The 15,760-nt window shown below is 36.8% G+C and carries 18 protein-coding genes; 13 read left to right on the top strand and 5 right to left on the bottom strand.

From position 1 onward, the window contains the following. Positions 1–122: 122 nt before the first annotated feature. Complete coding sequence (gene ypfJ / locus ACKTSC_RS10780; protein ID WP_407857592.1) at positions 123–1,019, bottom strand: KPN_02809 family neutral zinc metallopeptidase; 897 nt, start codon at positions 1,017–1,019, stop codon at positions 123–125. Between the two features lie 325 nt (positions 1,020–1,344). On the opposite strand from ypfJ, the gene ACKTSC_RS10775 reads away from it, so the two are divergent. From ACKTSC_RS10775 to truA, 6 genes are all read left to right on the top strand, one after another. Further along, positions 1,345–2,727, top strand: coding sequence for a CHAP domain-containing protein (locus ACKTSC_RS10775; protein WP_407857591.1), 1,383 nt, complete (start codon positions 1,345–1,347; stop codon positions 2,725–2,727). A 144-nt stretch (positions 2,728–2,871) separates the two neighbouring features. After that, positions 2,872–5,025, top strand: a complete 2,154-nt coding sequence (locus tag ACKTSC_RS10770) for an ATP-dependent helicase (protein ID WP_407857590.1) — start codon at positions 2,872–2,874, stop codon at positions 5,023–5,025. A 5-nt stretch (positions 5,026–5,030) separates the two neighbouring features. Continuing rightward, the gene (locus ACKTSC_RS10765) at positions 5,031–5,459 is read left to right on the top strand and encodes a GNAT family N-acetyltransferase (protein ID WP_332581548.1); all 429 of its coding nucleotides are present in this window, start codon (positions 5,031–5,033) and stop codon (positions 5,457–5,459) included. Between the two features lie 16 nt (positions 5,460–5,475). Next, positions 5,476–5,880, top strand: coding sequence for a C-GCAxxG-C-C family protein (locus ACKTSC_RS10760; RefSeq protein WP_407857609.1), 405 nt, complete (start codon positions 5,476–5,478; stop codon positions 5,878–5,880). A 90-nt stretch (positions 5,881–5,970) separates the two neighbouring features. Continuing rightward, positions 5,971–6,480, top strand: a complete 510-nt coding sequence (locus ACKTSC_RS10755; protein WP_407857589.1) for a DinB family protein — start codon at positions 5,971–5,973, stop codon at positions 6,478–6,480. A gap of 130 nt (positions 6,481–6,610) precedes the next feature. After that, entirely contained in the window at positions 6,611–7,348 is a 738-nt protein-coding gene (gene truA / locus ACKTSC_RS10750) for a tRNA pseudouridine(38-40) synthase TruA (RefSeq protein ID WP_407857588.1), read from the top strand. Between the two features lie 46 nt (positions 7,349–7,394). Here truA and ACKTSC_RS10745 read toward each other — a convergent pair whose 3' ends face one another. Together ACKTSC_RS10745 and ACKTSC_RS10740 are read right to left on the bottom strand one after the other, a co-directional pair. Further along, positions 7,395–8,165: an ABC transporter permease gene (locus tag ACKTSC_RS10745; protein WP_071857762.1), complete on the bottom strand. Its 771-nt coding sequence runs from the start codon at positions 8,163–8,165 to the stop codon at positions 7,395–7,397. Continuing rightward, positions 8,158–9,075, bottom strand: a complete 918-nt coding sequence (locus tag ACKTSC_RS10740) for an ABC transporter ATP-binding protein (protein ID WP_332581543.1) — start codon at positions 9,073–9,075, stop codon at positions 8,158–8,160. Before ACKTSC_RS10740 ends, ACKTSC_RS10745 begins: the two co-directional genes overlap by 8 nt. 194 nt (positions 9,076–9,269) lie before the next feature. Here ACKTSC_RS10740 and ACKTSC_RS10735 point away from each other — a divergent pair, with 194 nt between their 5' ends. The 6 genes from ACKTSC_RS10735 to ACKTSC_RS10710 all read left to right on the top strand — a co-directional run bounded on the left by ACKTSC_RS10735 (position 9,270) and on the right by ACKTSC_RS10710 (position 13,397). Continuing rightward, a complete protein-coding gene (locus ACKTSC_RS10735; RefSeq protein ID WP_407857587.1) occupies positions 9,270–9,971 on the top strand; it encodes a DUF975 family protein in 702 nt (233 codons plus the stop codon). Between the two features lie 96 nt (positions 9,972–10,067). After that, positions 10,068–10,574 (top strand): DNA-3-methyladenine glycosylase I, encoded by a 507-nt coding sequence (locus ACKTSC_RS10730; protein WP_332653613.1) that lies wholly within the window; start codon positions 10,068–10,070, stop codon positions 10,572–10,574. Positions 10,575–10,601: 27 nt separating this feature from the next. Then, positions 10,602–11,246, top strand: a complete 645-nt coding sequence (locus ACKTSC_RS10725; protein WP_332581540.1) for an endonuclease III domain-containing protein — start codon at positions 10,602–10,604, stop codon at positions 11,244–11,246. Positions 11,247–11,333: 87 nt separating this feature from the next. Further along, complete coding sequence (gene map / locus ACKTSC_RS10720) at positions 11,334–12,086, top strand: type I methionyl aminopeptidase (protein ID WP_332581539.1); 753 nt, start codon at positions 11,334–11,336, stop codon at positions 12,084–12,086. 197 nt (positions 12,087–12,283) lie between these two features. Next, entirely contained in the window at positions 12,284–13,111 is an 828-nt protein-coding gene (msrA, locus tag ACKTSC_RS10715; protein WP_407857586.1) for a peptide-methionine (S)-S-oxide reductase MsrA, read from the top strand. Between the two features lie 100 nt (positions 13,112–13,211). Continuing rightward, the gene (locus ACKTSC_RS10710) at positions 13,212–13,397 is read left to right on the top strand and encodes a hypothetical protein (protein ID WP_332653607.1); all 186 of its coding nucleotides are present in this window, start codon (positions 13,212–13,214) and stop codon (positions 13,395–13,397) included. 46 nt (positions 13,398–13,443) lie between these two features. On the opposite strand, the gene ACKTSC_RS10705 is transcribed toward ACKTSC_RS10710, so the two are convergent. Further along, positions 13,444–14,139, bottom strand: coding sequence for an SDR family NAD(P)-dependent oxidoreductase (locus ACKTSC_RS10705; protein ID WP_407857585.1), 696 nt, complete (start codon positions 14,137–14,139; stop codon positions 13,444–13,446). Between the two features lie 117 nt (positions 14,140–14,256). Between ACKTSC_RS10705 and ACKTSC_RS10700 the strand changes: the two genes are divergently transcribed. Beyond that, complete coding sequence (locus tag ACKTSC_RS10700) at positions 14,257–14,691, top strand: MerR family transcriptional regulator (protein WP_407857584.1); 435 nt, start codon at positions 14,257–14,259, stop codon at positions 14,689–14,691. 57 nt (positions 14,692–14,748) lie between these two features. On the opposite strand, the gene ACKTSC_RS10695 is transcribed toward ACKTSC_RS10700, so the two are convergent. Continuing rightward, a complete protein-coding gene (locus ACKTSC_RS10695; protein WP_407857583.1) occupies positions 14,749–15,621 on the bottom strand; it encodes a hypothetical protein in 873 nt (290 codons plus the stop codon). Positions 15,622–15,760 lie beyond the last annotated feature (139 nt).

The following is a 15,760-nucleotide window of genomic DNA, read 5'->3' as shown; positions in this document are numbered from 1 at the left end:
TCTTTTTTTTCAGATGAAAATAAGGAAGTCTCTTCGATTTTTTGCGCCATATTTTGAATCGTTTTCGCTGGAGTATAAGGGAAATCAGCGCCGTAAAGCAATTGTTCGGGTGATACGGTTGGTTAAGCTGCAGTAGCTAAATCAAGATTCTTTTCATTAAAGGTATTTCCGTGTTCTAAATCACCATATTTATATCCACGTTTGAACCAATCGACACGTTGCTGACTCGTACCGTGAGTAAAACTGTCAGGTACAACATAGCCTTGATATTCTTTTTGCAAGGTGTCATCCCCAATAGCGTTAGCAGCGGTAATTGCTTCTTCAATATCACCTTCTTCTAAAATTGGCTGACCTTGATAGGTTTGACCCGCTAAATATTTAGAAAAACAACCAGCTAAATAATCTGCTTGTAACTCTAAACGAACACTATATTGATTGTACTCGGTTTCTGATACTCTTTTCCGAATTTTGTCTAGCTGTTCGGTAATCCCTAATTGGTTTTGAACGTGATGGCCTACCTCATGAGCGATGACATAAGCCATGGCGTAATCACCAGTCGCACCATATTTCGTTGATAATTCCTCAGCAAAACTCAAATCTAAATATACGTTTTGATCCGCAGGACAATAAAAGGGTCCTACTTGGGAAGTTGCCTGTCCACAAGCTGAATTGACACTGTCAGTAAATAAAACAAGTTTAGGATTTTGATAGGTTTCATTTCGTGACTCAAATTCCTGGTTCCAATAATCCTCTAGGTGTGCAAAAACAACCGCTGCAAACTCTTTTTGTTCGGTATATTCTTTTGAAGTAACGTTTTTAGTTTCGTACGATGCAGGAGTGATTCCCCCACCTAAAGTATCAGTTACAGTGCTCAGATCACCACCTGAGATAAAAAAGAAAATAACTGCAATCAAAATGACACCCAATCCGCCGCCAGTTGCAATTTTCCCCACCGGTCGACTGTTACCTCCTGAACGGTCTTCTACATTTGTACTTTGTCGATCTCCTCGCCAACGCATCCCGTTTCCTCCTTTTTCTTTTAATCTAATTTTACGTGATAATAGAAGTAGAACCCAAGAATATGCTCTTTTTGAGACTGATATTTATAATGAGAAGCGATGCAAACTAGTATAGTTGTAAAAAAAAATCTGATTTTTTAGTCAAATGGGAATAAAAATAAAGGCATCCTTAAGTTCGTATAAGACTCAAAATGAATAAAAAACGATATTGAAATATAACTGTAACATTTCTTTTATCTGCATGATATATGCTTATGATAGAATTACTTCTGACATTATGAGAGAAATTATTTTAAATTTATATATTAGCCGGAGGAAATAATTAGTGAAAAAGAGTTTACTATCAGCGTTGTTGGTATGCACAATCGCTGTATCAGCAGTCCCGAATATTGTATTAGCAGATACTTATGATCAACAGATTCAAGAAAAAGATCAAAAAATCAGCGAATTACAAGGAAAACAATCCGACGTTCAAACACAAATCAATGAATTGACAAATGAAATTGCTACTGTTAGTGATCAAGTTAAAACTTTAGAAGCGAAACAAGATCAATTAAATCAAGACACAATGAAATTGCAAGATAAAATTGCTGTTTTAAAAGTTCGTATCGCCAAACGTAATGAAGTAATCAAAAGCCAAGCTCGTGATACACAAGTTAAAGGACAAGCCTCTAACTATGTTTCAGCAGTTTTAGAAGCAGATTCATTATCCGACGTTGTCGGCCGTGTGCAAGCAATGTCTACAATGGTAAAAGCTAACCATTCATTGATGGAACAGCAAAAAGCAGATGAAAAATCGGTAGAACAAAAAGTGAAAGATAATGAAGCAAAAGTGGCTGAAGTAAAAACCAACCAAGCTAAATTAGAAACACAAAAAAATGAAATTGCTAATAAACAAGCTGAATTGAATGTTGTCAAAGCTAATTATGCTGCAGAACAAGCAACAGCAGAACAAGATAAGTCTAAGTTGAAGAAACAACAAGAAGCAGCAAAAGCCGAACAAGCTCGTATCTTGAAACAACAGCAAGAAGCTGAAAAAGCACGCAAAGCAGAAGAAGCACGCCAAGCAAAAGAAGCAGCAAAAGCTCAAAAAGCCTTTGAAGCAGCTCAAGCAAAAGCCGCAGCAGAAGCAGCTACTGAAGCATCTTCAACATCAAGCAAAACAGAAGAAAGCTCAAGTACTACACCATCATCATCATCTACTGAAGTATCTTCATCATCAAGTAAGGCAGAAGAAACGTCATCTTCAGCAGCCGAAAAAACTGAAGTATCAACAGTAGATACTTCATCTTCTAAAGAAGATGTTGCAGTAACACCAACTCCTGCACCAACTACTGGCGGAAAAGTGGATCATACAAGCGAAGGTAATATGTACGCTGTTGGTCAATGTACATGGTATGTAAAAAATGTTGCACCATGGGCTGGAACTTATTGGGGAAATGGTTGTCAATGGGGCGCATCAGCAGCAGCTGATGGTTTCCAAGTAGATGGTACGCCAGCTGCTGGCGCAATCGTTAGTTTTGCACAAGGTCAATCAGTTGGCACTTGGAATGCAGATTCTACTTATGGCCACGTAGCTTACGTACAATCATATAACGCATCAAATAATACGATCACGATCACACAAGGCGGTATGGGTTTCTCATCTCCGACTGGACCTAATACTGCAACATTGAGTGCAGCAGGCTTAACATATATTCACCCATAATCAAATAAAGTTAAAGCTTCCGATTTTATCGGAAGCTTTTTTATTTACGAATCAATTACAGTTAATAGCAAAACTATCAAAACGAATTGTTTTAGGTATAATGGGTGAGTATGGATTTTTACATAGAAAGGAAATACACGATTCATGTCAAAACTTTCTGATTACATAAAAGACGAATTAATTGAAACTAATAACAATAAAAATACAACACTAGACTATTTAGTCGCACAAAATGGTGGAATGTTATTTAGCCAAGAGCAATTAAGAGCGATTCAATTTCCAATGCAAACTCATTTACGGATTATTGCTGGAGCGGGTAGCGGAAAAACGCAAACGATTTGTGCTAAAGCAGCCTATCTTATTTTAGAAGAAAAAATTGATCCTAAAAAAATTATGATGTGTACGTTTTCTCGTAAAGCTAAATTAGAGATGGAAGTACGAGTGAATCGTTATCTTGGCGGTAATGCCCGATTGAGAGTTCAAACATTTCATGGTTGGTTCAATCTCGAATACAATGAGTTGATTCGAAAAAATCCAGCATTGCGACAATGGGGGATTTCGGGTTCGATTGACGAAGATCAATATTATCAAACGGTCAATCAATTGATAAAAAAATATCGATTGTATAATTTTGATAAATTTGAAGAACGCACGATCAGTTCGCGAATCAGTTATTGGCGTAATATGGGGTATTCTGATTTAGAAATGGTCCAATTTGTTGCTAAATATTTTGATAAAGAGGATTTACTACCTAATCAAAAGTTGAGTGAAGTGTTTCAACAATTTTTAACAGAGTTATCAGTGATCAAACAACAACAGCAATTTATAAATTTTGATGATATGTTGTTCAATTTGAAAATCATTTTAGAAAATGATGCTGCGGCACGAAAAGTACTGCAAGCAAAATATCAGTATATTTTTATTGATGAATTTCAAGATATCAATCCATTACAAAAACAAATTGTGGCTTTGATTTGTCCACCAGATAAAAATCATTCCTCAAAAAATAGCAGTAAATTGATCATCGTAGGGGATGACGATCAGAGTATTTATTATTTTCGTGGGGCAGAACCTAAATATATCCAACTATTTGAAGAAGAATACCAACAAACCTCGTTGAAATTAATGACTAATTACCGCTCGGAAGCTCCGATCGTTAATGCGGGCAATCAGTTGATCAAACACAATGAACACGATCGCTTAGAAAAAACGATGACAGCTGCAAAAACAGCTGCAAATCATGATTGTTATAGTATCTGTTTTCCAGATGATGATGAGGAGGCGGAGTGGATTGGAAGAAAAATTCAAGCATTAGCAAAGGCTGATTCATTAAAAGATGGCAAACCAGATTATCGAGACACGATGGTTCTTTATCCTACACGAGTTCAGTTGCGATCATTGCTAAAACAATTGGAAAAGCAAAAAATTCCTTTCGTAACGCCTTCAAATGATGATTTGCTGGGGATATTCGGGTTGCCGTTGTTCAAAAATTTATTTCAGCAGCTACAGCAAATGGCTGAGGCAACGACGGCTGTACAAAAAAATACGGCTTTAAAAAAGATTATTCAACAATATGCTTTTTTTCATTTTATTAAGTTTGGAACGAGTACAAAATTCAGCGAAGAACTATTCAGTCAAAATAAATTTAAAATCAATGATTTAGTGGCTTTTTTAGTCAAAGAAAAGAATATTTCGTTACCTGCACAAGCATCAGCTAAAGCATTTTTCAAACAAGTTTACCTGTTCTACCAACGAAAAGAATTAGATTTAGCCCCAGTAGCACAAGCATTACTTTCTACACCGAAATTCAAAAAAGACTTGAGTGAAGAAGAAGCCGATTGGCTATCAAAAGAATTACTAGCTGCGGCCAATTGGGCTGGCTTAATGGAGGCCTTCAAACAAGCGAGTCAGCAAAATCAAGGAATGAAGCGTCGACTAAAAGAGTATGATCAGGACAAATTGAATGCAGTGTATTTATTATCGATTCATTCCAGTAAAGGACTAGGAAAGAAAAATATTTTTCTTAAAGGCGTGTATCAAGATGCTTTGCCTAATCACCACACTGTAAAAAAGGCAAGTTGCCAACTTCAACAAGCAAAAGAACAAGCCGCACCGCCAACAACAATGGAAGAACAGCGGCGTTTAATGTATGTGGCTATCACGCGTGCCAAAGAAAATCTATATGTCACCTTTCCACAAACGATCAATAACAAAGCAGTTGATCCCTCACCATTTATTAAAGAAGCCGGTCTGATAACTAAAAAATATCAAAAACCCGTTGAGAAAAAGGAGGTATGATACAAATGAAAACAGAAATTGGCAATGAAATTTATTTGAGAGCTGCTAGTTGTTACGTTCGAATGAATGTCTTTGTGATCGAACGTCATTTGGCAATCGCTGATGAGTTTGATGATCAAGATACTGCCGAAACAATCTATAGCGTTGTTTTTGATGAGCTAACACCTGTAGCAACTGCTCGTTTACTGATTGAAAATGAACAAACGGTTCGAATCGGCCGAGTCGCAACATTAAACGAGTATCGAGGGAAAAATCTTGGGCGCGAAGTAGTCTCAGGCTTAGAGGCTTTTGCTATTGAACAAGGCTATCAAAGAAGTCTTGTTCATGCGGAATTAACGGCTGAACTATTTTATCAAAAAATGGGCTATAGTCGGGTCGGAGAGCCTTACGATGAAGACGGAGTCGACTGTGTCACATTGACTAAAGCTTTTTAAAAAGGAGCATATATTGATGAAATCATCAGAACAGGCAGTTATTCATTTTCAAAAAGGGCTCAATTGTTGCCAGGCGATCAACTGCAGCTATCGAGAATCTATGGGTATTGATGAACAACAAGCGATTGTTCTTGGAGAAAATTATGGTGGTGGTCTTTATAAAGGTATCTGCGGAGCCTTGGCAGGAAACTTTATCGTGATCAATCATCTTGTTCAGCAAGTCGATCAAATGGATCCAGCTATAAGTCAAAGTACTAAAACAGAACAACTATTCAAAAAAATGAGACAAGATTTTGAAAGGACTCATGGTTCTATTTATTGTGAGCAACTTTTAGGTAAAAAGAATTGTGAATGTTATATTCAAACGGCGGTCCGCATACTGGAACAGTCTTTTGAAGAGTTGGACGAGGCCCTCTTTTGAGCGCTTCGTTTTTTGATATTTAGAGTAGATAGTTGCCCAAAATTGACTGACGTAGTAAGGTAAAAGAAGAAAAACGTGGGAGGAAATACAATGAAAAACACTGAGTTTGCGATAGAAATGTTGGATCGTGCGCAAGAACGTTTTGAAGAAACCTTGACACAATTGACCATAGAAGAAGCCAATAAAATGCCAGAACTACTGATCAAATCAGTTGCTTGGTTGATGTGGCATACAGCGCGGGAAATTGATTTACAAATTTCAGATCTTAACCAAAGTGAACCGCTTTGGACAAGTGAAGGTTGGACGAAAAAATTTGCTTTAGACTTGCCTGATGATACTCAGGATTGGCAGCATACGCCGGAGGAAGCAGCAAAAGTTGTAGTCGAAGATTATCAATTGCTTAAAGATTATTTGGCCGATAGTATTACATTTACTAAAAATTATTTGAAAGAATTACCTGAAGAAAAATTAAGCGACATTATTGACACGAATTGGACACCGCCTGTTACTCGTCAAGACAGAATCATTTCGGTCATAGATGATGCTACGATGCATTCTGGTCAAGCTGTCTATACTAGAAGATTAGTGATTGGAAAATAAAGACAAATAGACTTAGTCTTTTTACTAAGTCTATTTTTTCTTTTTAATTATTTACTAGAGCCTGTCAGGGATATGTGGTACATTGAGTCAGTAGAAAAATAGAACTTTTGAATAGGAGATTTTGTAAATAATGAGAAATATCAAATTGACCATTGAGTATGATGGTAAACGTTATTTAGGCTGGCAACGATTAGGCGATTCAGAAAAAACGATCCAAGGTAAAATTGAAAGTGTCATTACTCAAATGACGACAGAAAAAATCGAAATCATTGGATCAGGTAGAACTGATGCCGGCACCCATGCTCTTGGTCAAGTGGCTAACTTTAAGACAAACTCAGAAATGTCGTTAAATGATATGTTGAGTTTTTTCAATCGTTATCTACCAAGTGATATCGTAGTAAAAAAAGTCGAAGAAATGCCAGAACGTTTCCACGCTCGTTACAATGTCAAAGGAAAACAATATAGCTATTACGTTTGGAACAATCCGATTCCAACTGCCTTTGAACGTTATCATAGCTTTTATTTCCCGCAAAAATTAGATATTGCTAAAATGAATGAAGCCTGCGAGAAATTAGAAGGTACGCACGATTTTATTGGTTTTTCGGCCTTGAAAAAAAGTAAAAAATCAACCACTCGAACCATCGATTCAATTACCATTGAACAAGAAGGGAATATGCTGCATTTTACTTTTGTCGGAAATGGATTCTTACATAAGATGGTCCGGATCTTAATGGGCACGATTTTAGAAATTGGTGCTGGAAAATTACCAGTGACAATCATCGATGAAGTATTGGAACAAAAGGTTCGTGAAGCTGCGGGAGAAACTGCACCTGCACAAGGTTTATTCTTGGATGAAGTCTATTATTAAAAAAAACTGTAGCAAAAGTAGAAAACACTTTTGCTACAGTTTTTTTTTAACTTCTTAGACCGCGTCCACGATCAATCAAATACCAGCAAACACTGTAAAGTACCGCAATGAATAAAACTAAAATACTCATTGAAACTACGATCGAGACATCCATTACACCAAGAAAACCATAACGGAAACCAGAGATCATATAAACGATCGGATTGATTTTTGAGACAGCTTGCCAAAACGGTGGTAGCATCGAAATCGCATAGAAGACGCCGCCAAGATAGGTCAACGGTTGTAAAACAAATGTTGGAACAATCGAGACATCATCAAAAGATTGGGCAAAAATTCCATTTAATAGTCCAGCCAATGAAAATAAAATCGCCGTCATCAACAAGGTTATCACGACGATCCCCCAAGAAAAGACGTGTAAGGGCACAAAAAGTAATGAAATGATTGTGACCAAAGCGCTGACTAAAATACTGCGACCGACACCGCCAGCAACGAAGCCCCAAATAATGATATGAGTTGGAACTGGTGCCACTAATAGTTCTTCGATATTTTTTTGGAATTTTTGTGAGAAAAACGAAGAAGAAACATTCGCATAAGAACTAGTGATCGAAGACATCATGATCAAACCAGGGACGATAAATTGCATATAAGAAAAACCAGCCATGTCTCCGATCCGGCCGCCAATTAAATTACCAAAGATGACAAAGTATAAAGAGGTCGTAATGACTGGGGGCACCAAAGTTTGAACCCAGATTCTTAAATAACGATTTGTTTCCTTTGCTGCTAAACTTTTTAACGCAGTGAAATATAAATTAAACATGGTTTTCCTCCGTGATTTTTAGGAATAGTTCTTCTAAGCGATTTGATTTGTTGCGCATCGATAGTACTTTGATTCCTTGTTTTGTCAGTTGTTCAAACAAATCATTGATTCCTTGATCACGTACTACTTCAACTTCTAGAGTTTGGACGTCAGTAAACGTATGTTTGAACCCAGTGATAGTCGGTTGAGTTTGATATGGTTCTAGATCAAAAATAAATGTTTCAAATTGAAGCTTGGCTAAGAGTGATTTCATACTTGTATTTTCAATCAATTCACCAGATTGGATGATCCCAATGTTTCGGCATAACATCTCGGCTTCTTCCAAATAATGTGTCGTCAAAATGATCGTGGTTCCTTGCTCGTTCAGTTCGCGCAAAAACGTCCACATCTCACGACGTAATTCAATATCGACACCGGCTGTGGGTTCATCTAAAATCAATAATTTTGGTTCGTGCATCAATGCTCGCGCAATCATTAAGCGGCGCTTCATTCCGCCAGAAAGCATGCGGGCACGAACGTTGCGTTTTTCCCATAAATTAGATTGCTTCAAATATTTTTCACTGCGAATCAAGGCTTCCTTTTTGGAAACCCCATAGTAGCCGGCTTGATTGACGACGATCTGTTGGACAGTTTCGAAAGGATTGAAATTGAATTCCTGAGGGACCAAACCAATCTGTTGTTTAGCACTGACTAAATCAGTATCAAGATCGTAATCAAAAACGTTTACTTTTCCTGAAGTTTTATTGACCAATGAAGTAATGATCCCAATCGTTGTTGATTTTCCAGCACCATTTGGTCCAAGCAATGCATAGAAGTCGCCTTCTTCAACGATTAGGTCAATACCTTTAAGTGCTTCGACACCAGTGGCATACTTTTTTCTTAAATCTTTTATTTCTAGAGCGTGTGTCATGAACAGTGATCTCCTTATTTCATATGATTTCTTATTTTAGCATTCATTTGACTTGAACGAATAGGAAAGCTCAGAAAATATGGAAATAAATTACTGAGTGGCAGATAAACAAGCAACAGTGAAGTCAAAGGGTACAAAATGACTTTTAATAGTAACTACTTTATAATTATTAAATAAGAAAGAAGGTGGAGAAAATGAAAACAACAGGCGAATTAAAAATGGAAGCAAAACAGGTGTTAAAAGGAAGATGGGGAAAAGCAGTCCTTTTGAATATTATCCCAACGTTATTAGGAATTGCGGTTCTATTTTTTGTATTTTTAGCTGGGGCTGTTTGGTTTTTCTTTCATGGTTCCGGTGATAGCATGGTTTCTTCAGTCTCTGAATATCAGCAAAGTAATGCTAGTGGAGGCGGGACAAGTTTAGTTTCAGCTATTATCAGTGCTTTATTTATGAGTGGAATCTCTTGGACATATTTGGATTTATTGCGGGGAGAAAGAACTGAAATCGATCCATTCAAAGATGCCTTCCGTGGATTTCAAGGAGTCTTTTTAGGCGGAGTGATTTTATTAGCTATTATTACGAATATCTTTATCTCATTATGGACGTTACTGTTTATTATTCCGGGGATCGTTAAAGCCTATGCCTATACGCAAAGCTACTTTATCTATTATGATCAAATTCAAACAACAGGTGAAAAACCTAAAGTATTGGATACGATCACTGCAAGCCGTCGTTTGATGAAAGGACAGAAAGGTCGTTTGTTCTGGCTGGATTTATCATTTATTGGCTGGCATATCTTAGCAATACTAACCATAGGAATTGGTTATTTATGGCTAAATCCGTATATCTCAGCAACTAAAGCAGCTTTTTATGAAGACTTACAAAACAATTTATAGAAATCAAGTGTCTGGATCAATAAAAGTTGATTCAGACGCTTTTTTTAGTTATTGATGTTAGGATAATCATAGTAGATGTTAAGAGGAATAAATCAGATGAAAAATTATCAATGGTACAGTGATCAATGGGGGAAACCAACTAAAGATGATTCTTTACTCTTTTTATTATTGATTGTAGGGATATTTCAAGCAGGTTTGAGTTGGAAAGTAGCAGCTAGTAAGCGAGCTGTTTTTGAACAAAATTTTTGTCAGTTAAACATTGCTAAAGTGGCGGCTTTATTTCCAGAAGAGATTGAAAAGATCAGTCAGGATCCCGCCATGATCCGCAACCCAAGAAAAATCAACGCAGTTGTTCAAAATGCGCAAGCTATCATACGATTACAAGCTGATTATGATAGTTTTGCTGATTACTTATGGGATTTTGTAGGCGGTGTGCCGCTGATTTATGAGTATGAATCGAGCGATACGATCACAAATGTTGTTCCTGCTGCGACGATGATCGCTAAAGATATGAAAAAAAGAGGTTTCACATTTGTGGGACCGATTGTGACAACGATGTTCTTAAAGGCTGCCGGAATCATTCAAGATCGAGTTTGGGAATGAAATTAATACATACGTTAGGAAAATGAGATGATCACAAATATTGAAGAACTTTATACAGCTTTTGAAAAATTTATGGATCAAGGGCGTTGGTGGGATACCGATAATAAATGGGAAATTTTATTAGGTGCTATTTTGGTACAAAATACGAATTGGCGGAATGTTGATTATGCCTTACTTAATTTGGAAGAAGCAACGGGCTTCTCACCAATAAAAATTAGTCAATTGAGTGAAAAACAGCTACAAGAAATGGTTCGCCCTAGTGGATTTTATAAAGCCAAATCAGCCACGATTTTGCGAGTGTTCCAATGGTTAACTAAGTCTGAGTTTGATTTAAAAAAAGTAAGGACAAAGGATTTTGATACTTTACGCCAAGAATTACTAGCTATCAAAGGTATCGGTGAAGAAACAGCCGATGTACTATTGGTTTATGTATTTGAAAAATCGACGTTTATAGCGGATAAATATGCTCAACGACTATTCAGTAGAATGGGGATCGAATCGAAAGGCTATCGACAATTAAAAGATAACATCCAGTGGCCAGCAGAAATGGATACTATAAAAGCCCAAAATTTACATGGTTGGATCGTCGCATACGGACAAAGTTATCTAAAAAATGATCTTCAGTGGCAACAAGGACCCTTAAAAAATTTTAAACTGAAATTAAATTCATAGCATTCGATGGCAATAAAGAAGGGCAATGCTTTTCTAAATAATTGATTCGTGGTATAACTAGCAAAGTATTAATGAAGGAGTATGAAGATGGTCACATTAAAATCAGCAAGAGAAATCGAACAAATGAAAGAGTCAGGGGCTATTTTAGCAGGGATCCACAAACAATTACGGACATTTATCGTCCCTGGAATTACGACGAAAGAAATTGATCAATTTGTTCAAGCAAAAATCGAAGCTGCTGGAGCAACTGCAGCTCAAATTGGTTTTGAAGGTTATGAATTTGCGACTTGTACCAGTGTAAATGATGAAATTTGTCATGGTTTTCCATCTAATTATCGTTTAAAAGAAGGTGATGTGTTAAAAGTCGATTTTTGTGTCGACTACCATGGAGCAATTTCAGATAGTTGTTGGACATATGCGATCGGTAAGATCACTCCAGAACATCAAGCATTGATGGATGTAACAAAAGAAGCATTGATGATCGGGATCGAAGAAGCTCAAGTGGGGAATCGCGTAGGTGATATTGGACATGCGATCCAATCATATGCTGAAGCCAAAGGTTATGGTGTGGTTCAAGATTTTCTCGCTCACGGCATTGGACCAACAATTCATGAAGAACCATTTTTCCCCCATTTTGGTGAAGCTGGAAAAGGCACGCGTTTAAAAGAAGGAATGACGATCACGATTGAACCGATGATCACTACAGGAACTTGGGAAGCCGGAATCGATGGTAATGGTTGGACTGCGCGGACATTAGATGGCAGTATTTGTGCGCAGTATGAACATTCAATTGCGATTACCAAAGATGGTCCCGTGATTATGACCAAACAAGATGCTTAAAATAAAAAGACATTCAGATATTTCTGAGTGTTTTTTTTAGGTCAAATCAAAAAAATGATCGGCTGATTTCGGTATTGGAGAACAAAGTAGGCGTACATGTAAGTTAGGAATACTTTTTTGAAACCTAAAATTCGCATGTTTTATCATTGTATGATAAATTTCAAGGGAAATTGAAGGTGTTGAAGGAGACGATCATCATGCGGACGACAGAAGAATTATTGAGAGATATCTATAACTTAATATTGAATCCTAGCACCAGAGAATGGGAACGCTATCTATTAATGAATACAAAAGATGCTTTAGAAAATCGAGGCAATCAAAAGGAACAATTAGCCAAATTAGAGATGGAATTACGGCCACTAGCGACACGAAACAATCTAACTCCAGATGTCTCCGACTTTTATCAACGATTGATCGGAAATGACGTCAAAGTAACTACATTGACTGAGCATCAAATCCAAGACCCTCATTTTCAAGAACGAGCTATTTTTGCAGGTGGTTGTTTTTGGTGTATGGTAGAACCATTTGAAACGCAAGCAGGCATCATTTCAGTATTATCCGGTTACACTGGCGGAGAGCTGTCTCATCCTAGCTATGACCAAGTGAGTAGTGGTACGAGCGGGCATGTGGAAGCCGTCGAAATTATTTTTGATACACGGATCATTAGTTATCAAGGATTGCTAGAACTTTATTGGCAAATCATCGATCCGACCGATGCTTTAGGCCAATTTCAAGACCGTGGGATTCAATACCGGCCGATTATATTTGCGACGACCGCTGAGCAAGTAAAGCTGGCAGAAAGTAAAAAGCAGCAAGTCATTGATGCGAATACTTACCAAAAGCCGATTATCGTCGAAATCAGAGAAGCTGCTATTTTTTGGCCTGCTGAAAATTATCATCAAGAATTTTATAAGAAACAACCTAAACGGTATAAAGCAATCAAAAGAGCCCGTCAACAATTTTTGACGTATCAACATATTAAAGGGAAATTACGTAATAAAATGAGTGTAAAGAGTTCTAATTGAATAAATAGAGATGGACAAAATTGTAAAAGATGTTTCTTTTTTCGTTCCTACTATTAGCTTCAAGGTATGATTAATAGTAAGAGAAGAGAGGGGAAGTTCAATGTTGAAAGTGTTGTTGGTGTTGACGTTACTTACAATTTTTACTTCTTTTAGTCTGTTAGAAAAAGTCCAAAAAAAGCAGATCGATAGGCGGTATATGTTGTTGACCGTTCTTCAAACTGCTTGCTTAGGCGCAATGTTGATGATTTTGATTGTTATATTGCTTAAAGGTAGAATGCTAATTTAAGCAAAAAAGGAAGCCTTAAATATATAGGCTTCCTTTTTTGTAGTGATTATTTTAATTCACCATAGATTTCTAAAAGCTCTCCTTGATGAGACTGCTCGTCTAAAAGAATCTCAGCAATTTTTTCAGCAACATCTTCAGGAGTATGAAAACCTTCAGCGGTCATATTCCCATTGAGATCTGTCGTAGTTGGTCCAGGATGAATACTAAACGTCTCAAGATTTTTATTTTCTTTTTCAAAATCGATCGCTAGTGCTTGCATCATGACATTTTGAGCAGCTTTAGTTGATTTATAAGCAAATGGATTCCAGAAAGGATTTGCTCCAGTCGGAATCGTGATATTGACGATCCGACCATGATTTGATTCTAAGATCGGTAATAAACCTTGAGTCAATTGGAAGGTACCAAAGAAGTTTACTTGCATCGTTGCCTCTAAATCGTTAAGTTCTTCTTCCCAACTTAAACCATGACCACCAGGGATCCCGGCATTGTTGATCAACAAATCGATTGTAGAAAATTCTTTGTTGATGATTTGGATTGCTGAGTTGATTTTAACAGGATTACTAAGATCAATTAGTACAAAATCAGCGTTTTCGACACCAGCCTCATGCAATTGATTGACCGCCGCTTCGGCCCTTGTCTGATTTCGGGCACCAATCAGGACATGCCAACCTTTCAATCCAAGATTTTGAGCGATCGCGTAGCCGATTCCTTTGTTTGCACCAGTAATTAAAGCAGTTTTCATAATAAAACCTCCGTTTTGACTAATTTTTATTTTAGCTTTATGGTAAGCATAATCCCTAAACCTAGGTTTAGGGCAACTAAATTGTTTATAAAGTTCGCATGTAAAGGAGAGAGTACCATGCTTGAAACATATACGATCAAAGACGTGGCAGAAAAATTCAATTTAACGATTTCGACGATTCGCTATTATGATAAGAAAGGCCTTTTGCCTTTTGTTGAAAAAAATACTTCAGGTTATCGTGAATTTACTAATTCCGATCTTAGTATGATCCACACGATTTGTTGTTTAAAAAATACAGGGATGCCGATCAATGAAATCAAACAATATATTGATTATTGTATGGTAGGATCAAAAACAATTCCTCAAAGAAAGGCTTTGCTTCAAGCACATAAAGAAGCAGTTCTAGCGCAGCAAGCGCAATTGTTGGAAAGTCTTGAAGAGATTGATACCAAATTGAATCGTTATAATTCACCAACAGCAAAACAGATTATCGATAAGCAGATAGAATATGTAAAAGCAGAAAAAACCCAATTACAAAATAAGACCAACTAAAAAAAGTCCCGTTACTATCAGATTTGATAGCAGCGGGACTTTTTTAATTAAAATCGATCATACGATACGATGTGCGATTTTTTGTAAAACAGCTCTATCTTGATAGGTAAAAGGTAGTCTGACCAATAAAGATTGTTGCGCAGGAGTCAGAATAATTTTTTGCGGGGTGGTGATAATAACGAGCTGAGCTTGTTCTTTTGAATCAACAAATTGAACTTGGTGTGTCTGTTTGAGACTAATCACAATTTGTTCTTTAAGATGATGTGTTAATAGAAAATTTAAATCAGACTGTAAATTGATTTTTAGTTCAGGCAAAATACTTTCTATTGGACATAAATAAAGACAAATCAATAAATGATTTTGAAATAGTAAATGCTCTTGGGTAATCTCTAGTTCATGATGTTGCATGAATTGGTCCCAAAAAGTAGCAAAACGATTGAAATAGCTGGGATAGTTTTCTTTAAAACCAATAGTAAAATCTTGGATATGAAAAAAATTCTCGTTCATTTTGAAAAAGTTACGACTAACCAATTCTCGGCGCTGTAATTCTTGAGCAAGTAATTTTTTTTCAGGCGATAATGGGAGAAAAAATTGTTCGAATGACGTAATCCAACTAGTGGAAATGCGCATAAATCGATGTTCGTATTCTTCCGGGAAAGGTTTCAAGTTTTTAGTAAAACCAAAAGGCTCATAGCTTTGAATAAAAGTCATTAGAAGCTGCCAATCTTTTTCTGTCCAATCAGGTAAGAAGGGTGGTTTTTCAGGTATAGCTAAAGATGTAAGAATCATGTTTTGGGTTCGCTGAAAGCTAACCGGCTTGCCTAAGCGAATACCTACACTTTGAACATAAAGCGAAATCGCCAAGAGTTCTATTTTTTGTTCAGTCACTTCTAAATGTAGATAACCTAATATTTTAGCAGCGAGGGTCAAGATTTCAGGCTTATTATTGGATTTGAGTCAATATCTTGGACATATTTTAGTAGAGACTGCTAAGACATTTTCTCTGTTTCTAAATCTTCAAACTCCTGTGGAGTTAAGTAATGAATCGAACTATGGATTCGATTACGAT

Origin of the sequence: Enterococcus hailinensis (assembly GCF_045862035.1) — a bacterium.
Taxonomy (GTDB): Bacteria; Bacillota; Bacilli; order Lactobacillales; family Enterococcaceae; genus Enterococcus_A; species Enterococcus_A hailinensis.
This window is presented reverse-complemented; position numbering and strand designations above follow the sequence as displayed.

Bases quoted from the DNA above. Each gene is read 5' to 3' on its own strand.
- ACKTSC_RS10765 (WP_332581548.1), top strand. From the start codon at position 5,031: ATGAAAACAGAAATTGGCAATGAAATTTATTTGAGAGCTGCTAGTTGT.
- ACKTSC_RS10730 (WP_332653613.1), top strand. From the start codon at position 10,068: ATGAAAAATTATCAATGGTACAGTGATCAATGGGGGAAACCAACTAAA.
- ACKTSC_RS10725 (WP_332581540.1), top strand. From the start codon at position 10,602: ATGATCACAAATATTGAAGAACTTTATACAGCTTTTGAAAAATTTATG.
- ACKTSC_RS10745 (WP_071857762.1), bottom strand. From the start codon at position 8,165: ATGTTTAATTTATATTTCACTGCGTTAAAAAGTTTAGCAGCAAAGGAA.
- ACKTSC_RS10705 (WP_407857585.1), bottom strand. From the start codon at position 14,139: ATGAAAACTGCTTTAATTACTGGTGCAAACAAAGGAATCGGCTACGCG.
- msrA (WP_407857586.1), top strand. From the start codon at position 12,284: ATGCGGACGACAGAAGAATTATTGAGAGATATCTATAACTTAATATTG.
- ACKTSC_RS10770 (WP_407857590.1), top strand. From the start codon at position 2,872: ATGTCAAAACTTTCTGATTACATAAAAGACGAATTAATTGAAACTAAT.
- ACKTSC_RS10710 (WP_332653607.1), top strand. From the start codon at position 13,212: ATGTTGAAAGTGTTGTTGGTGTTGACGTTACTTACAATTTTTACTTCT.
- map (WP_332581539.1), top strand. From the start codon at position 11,334: ATGGTCACATTAAAATCAGCAAGAGAAATCGAACAAATGAAAGAGTCA.
- truA (WP_407857588.1), top strand. From the start codon at position 6,611: ATGAGAAATATCAAATTGACCATTGAGTATGATGGTAAACGTTATTTA.
- ACKTSC_RS10755 (WP_407857589.1), top strand. From the start codon at position 5,971: ATGAAAAACACTGAGTTTGCGATAGAAATGTTGGATCGTGCGCAAGAA.
- ypfJ (WP_407857592.1), bottom strand. From the start codon at position 1,019: ATGCGTTGGCGAGGAGATCGACAAAGTACAAATGTAGAAGACCGTTCA.
- ACKTSC_RS10700 (WP_407857584.1), top strand. From the start codon at position 14,257: ATGCTTGAAACATATACGATCAAAGACGTGGCAGAAAAATTCAATTTA.
- ACKTSC_RS10760 (WP_407857609.1), top strand. From the start codon at position 5,476: ATGAAATCATCAGAACAGGCAGTTATTCATTTTCAAAAAGGGCTCAAT.
- ACKTSC_RS10740 (WP_332581543.1), bottom strand. From the start codon at position 9,075: ATGACACACGCTCTAGAAATAAAAGATTTAAGAAAAAAGTATGCCACT.
- ACKTSC_RS10735 (WP_407857587.1), top strand. From the start codon at position 9,270: ATGAAAACAACAGGCGAATTAAAAATGGAAGCAAAACAGGTGTTAAAA.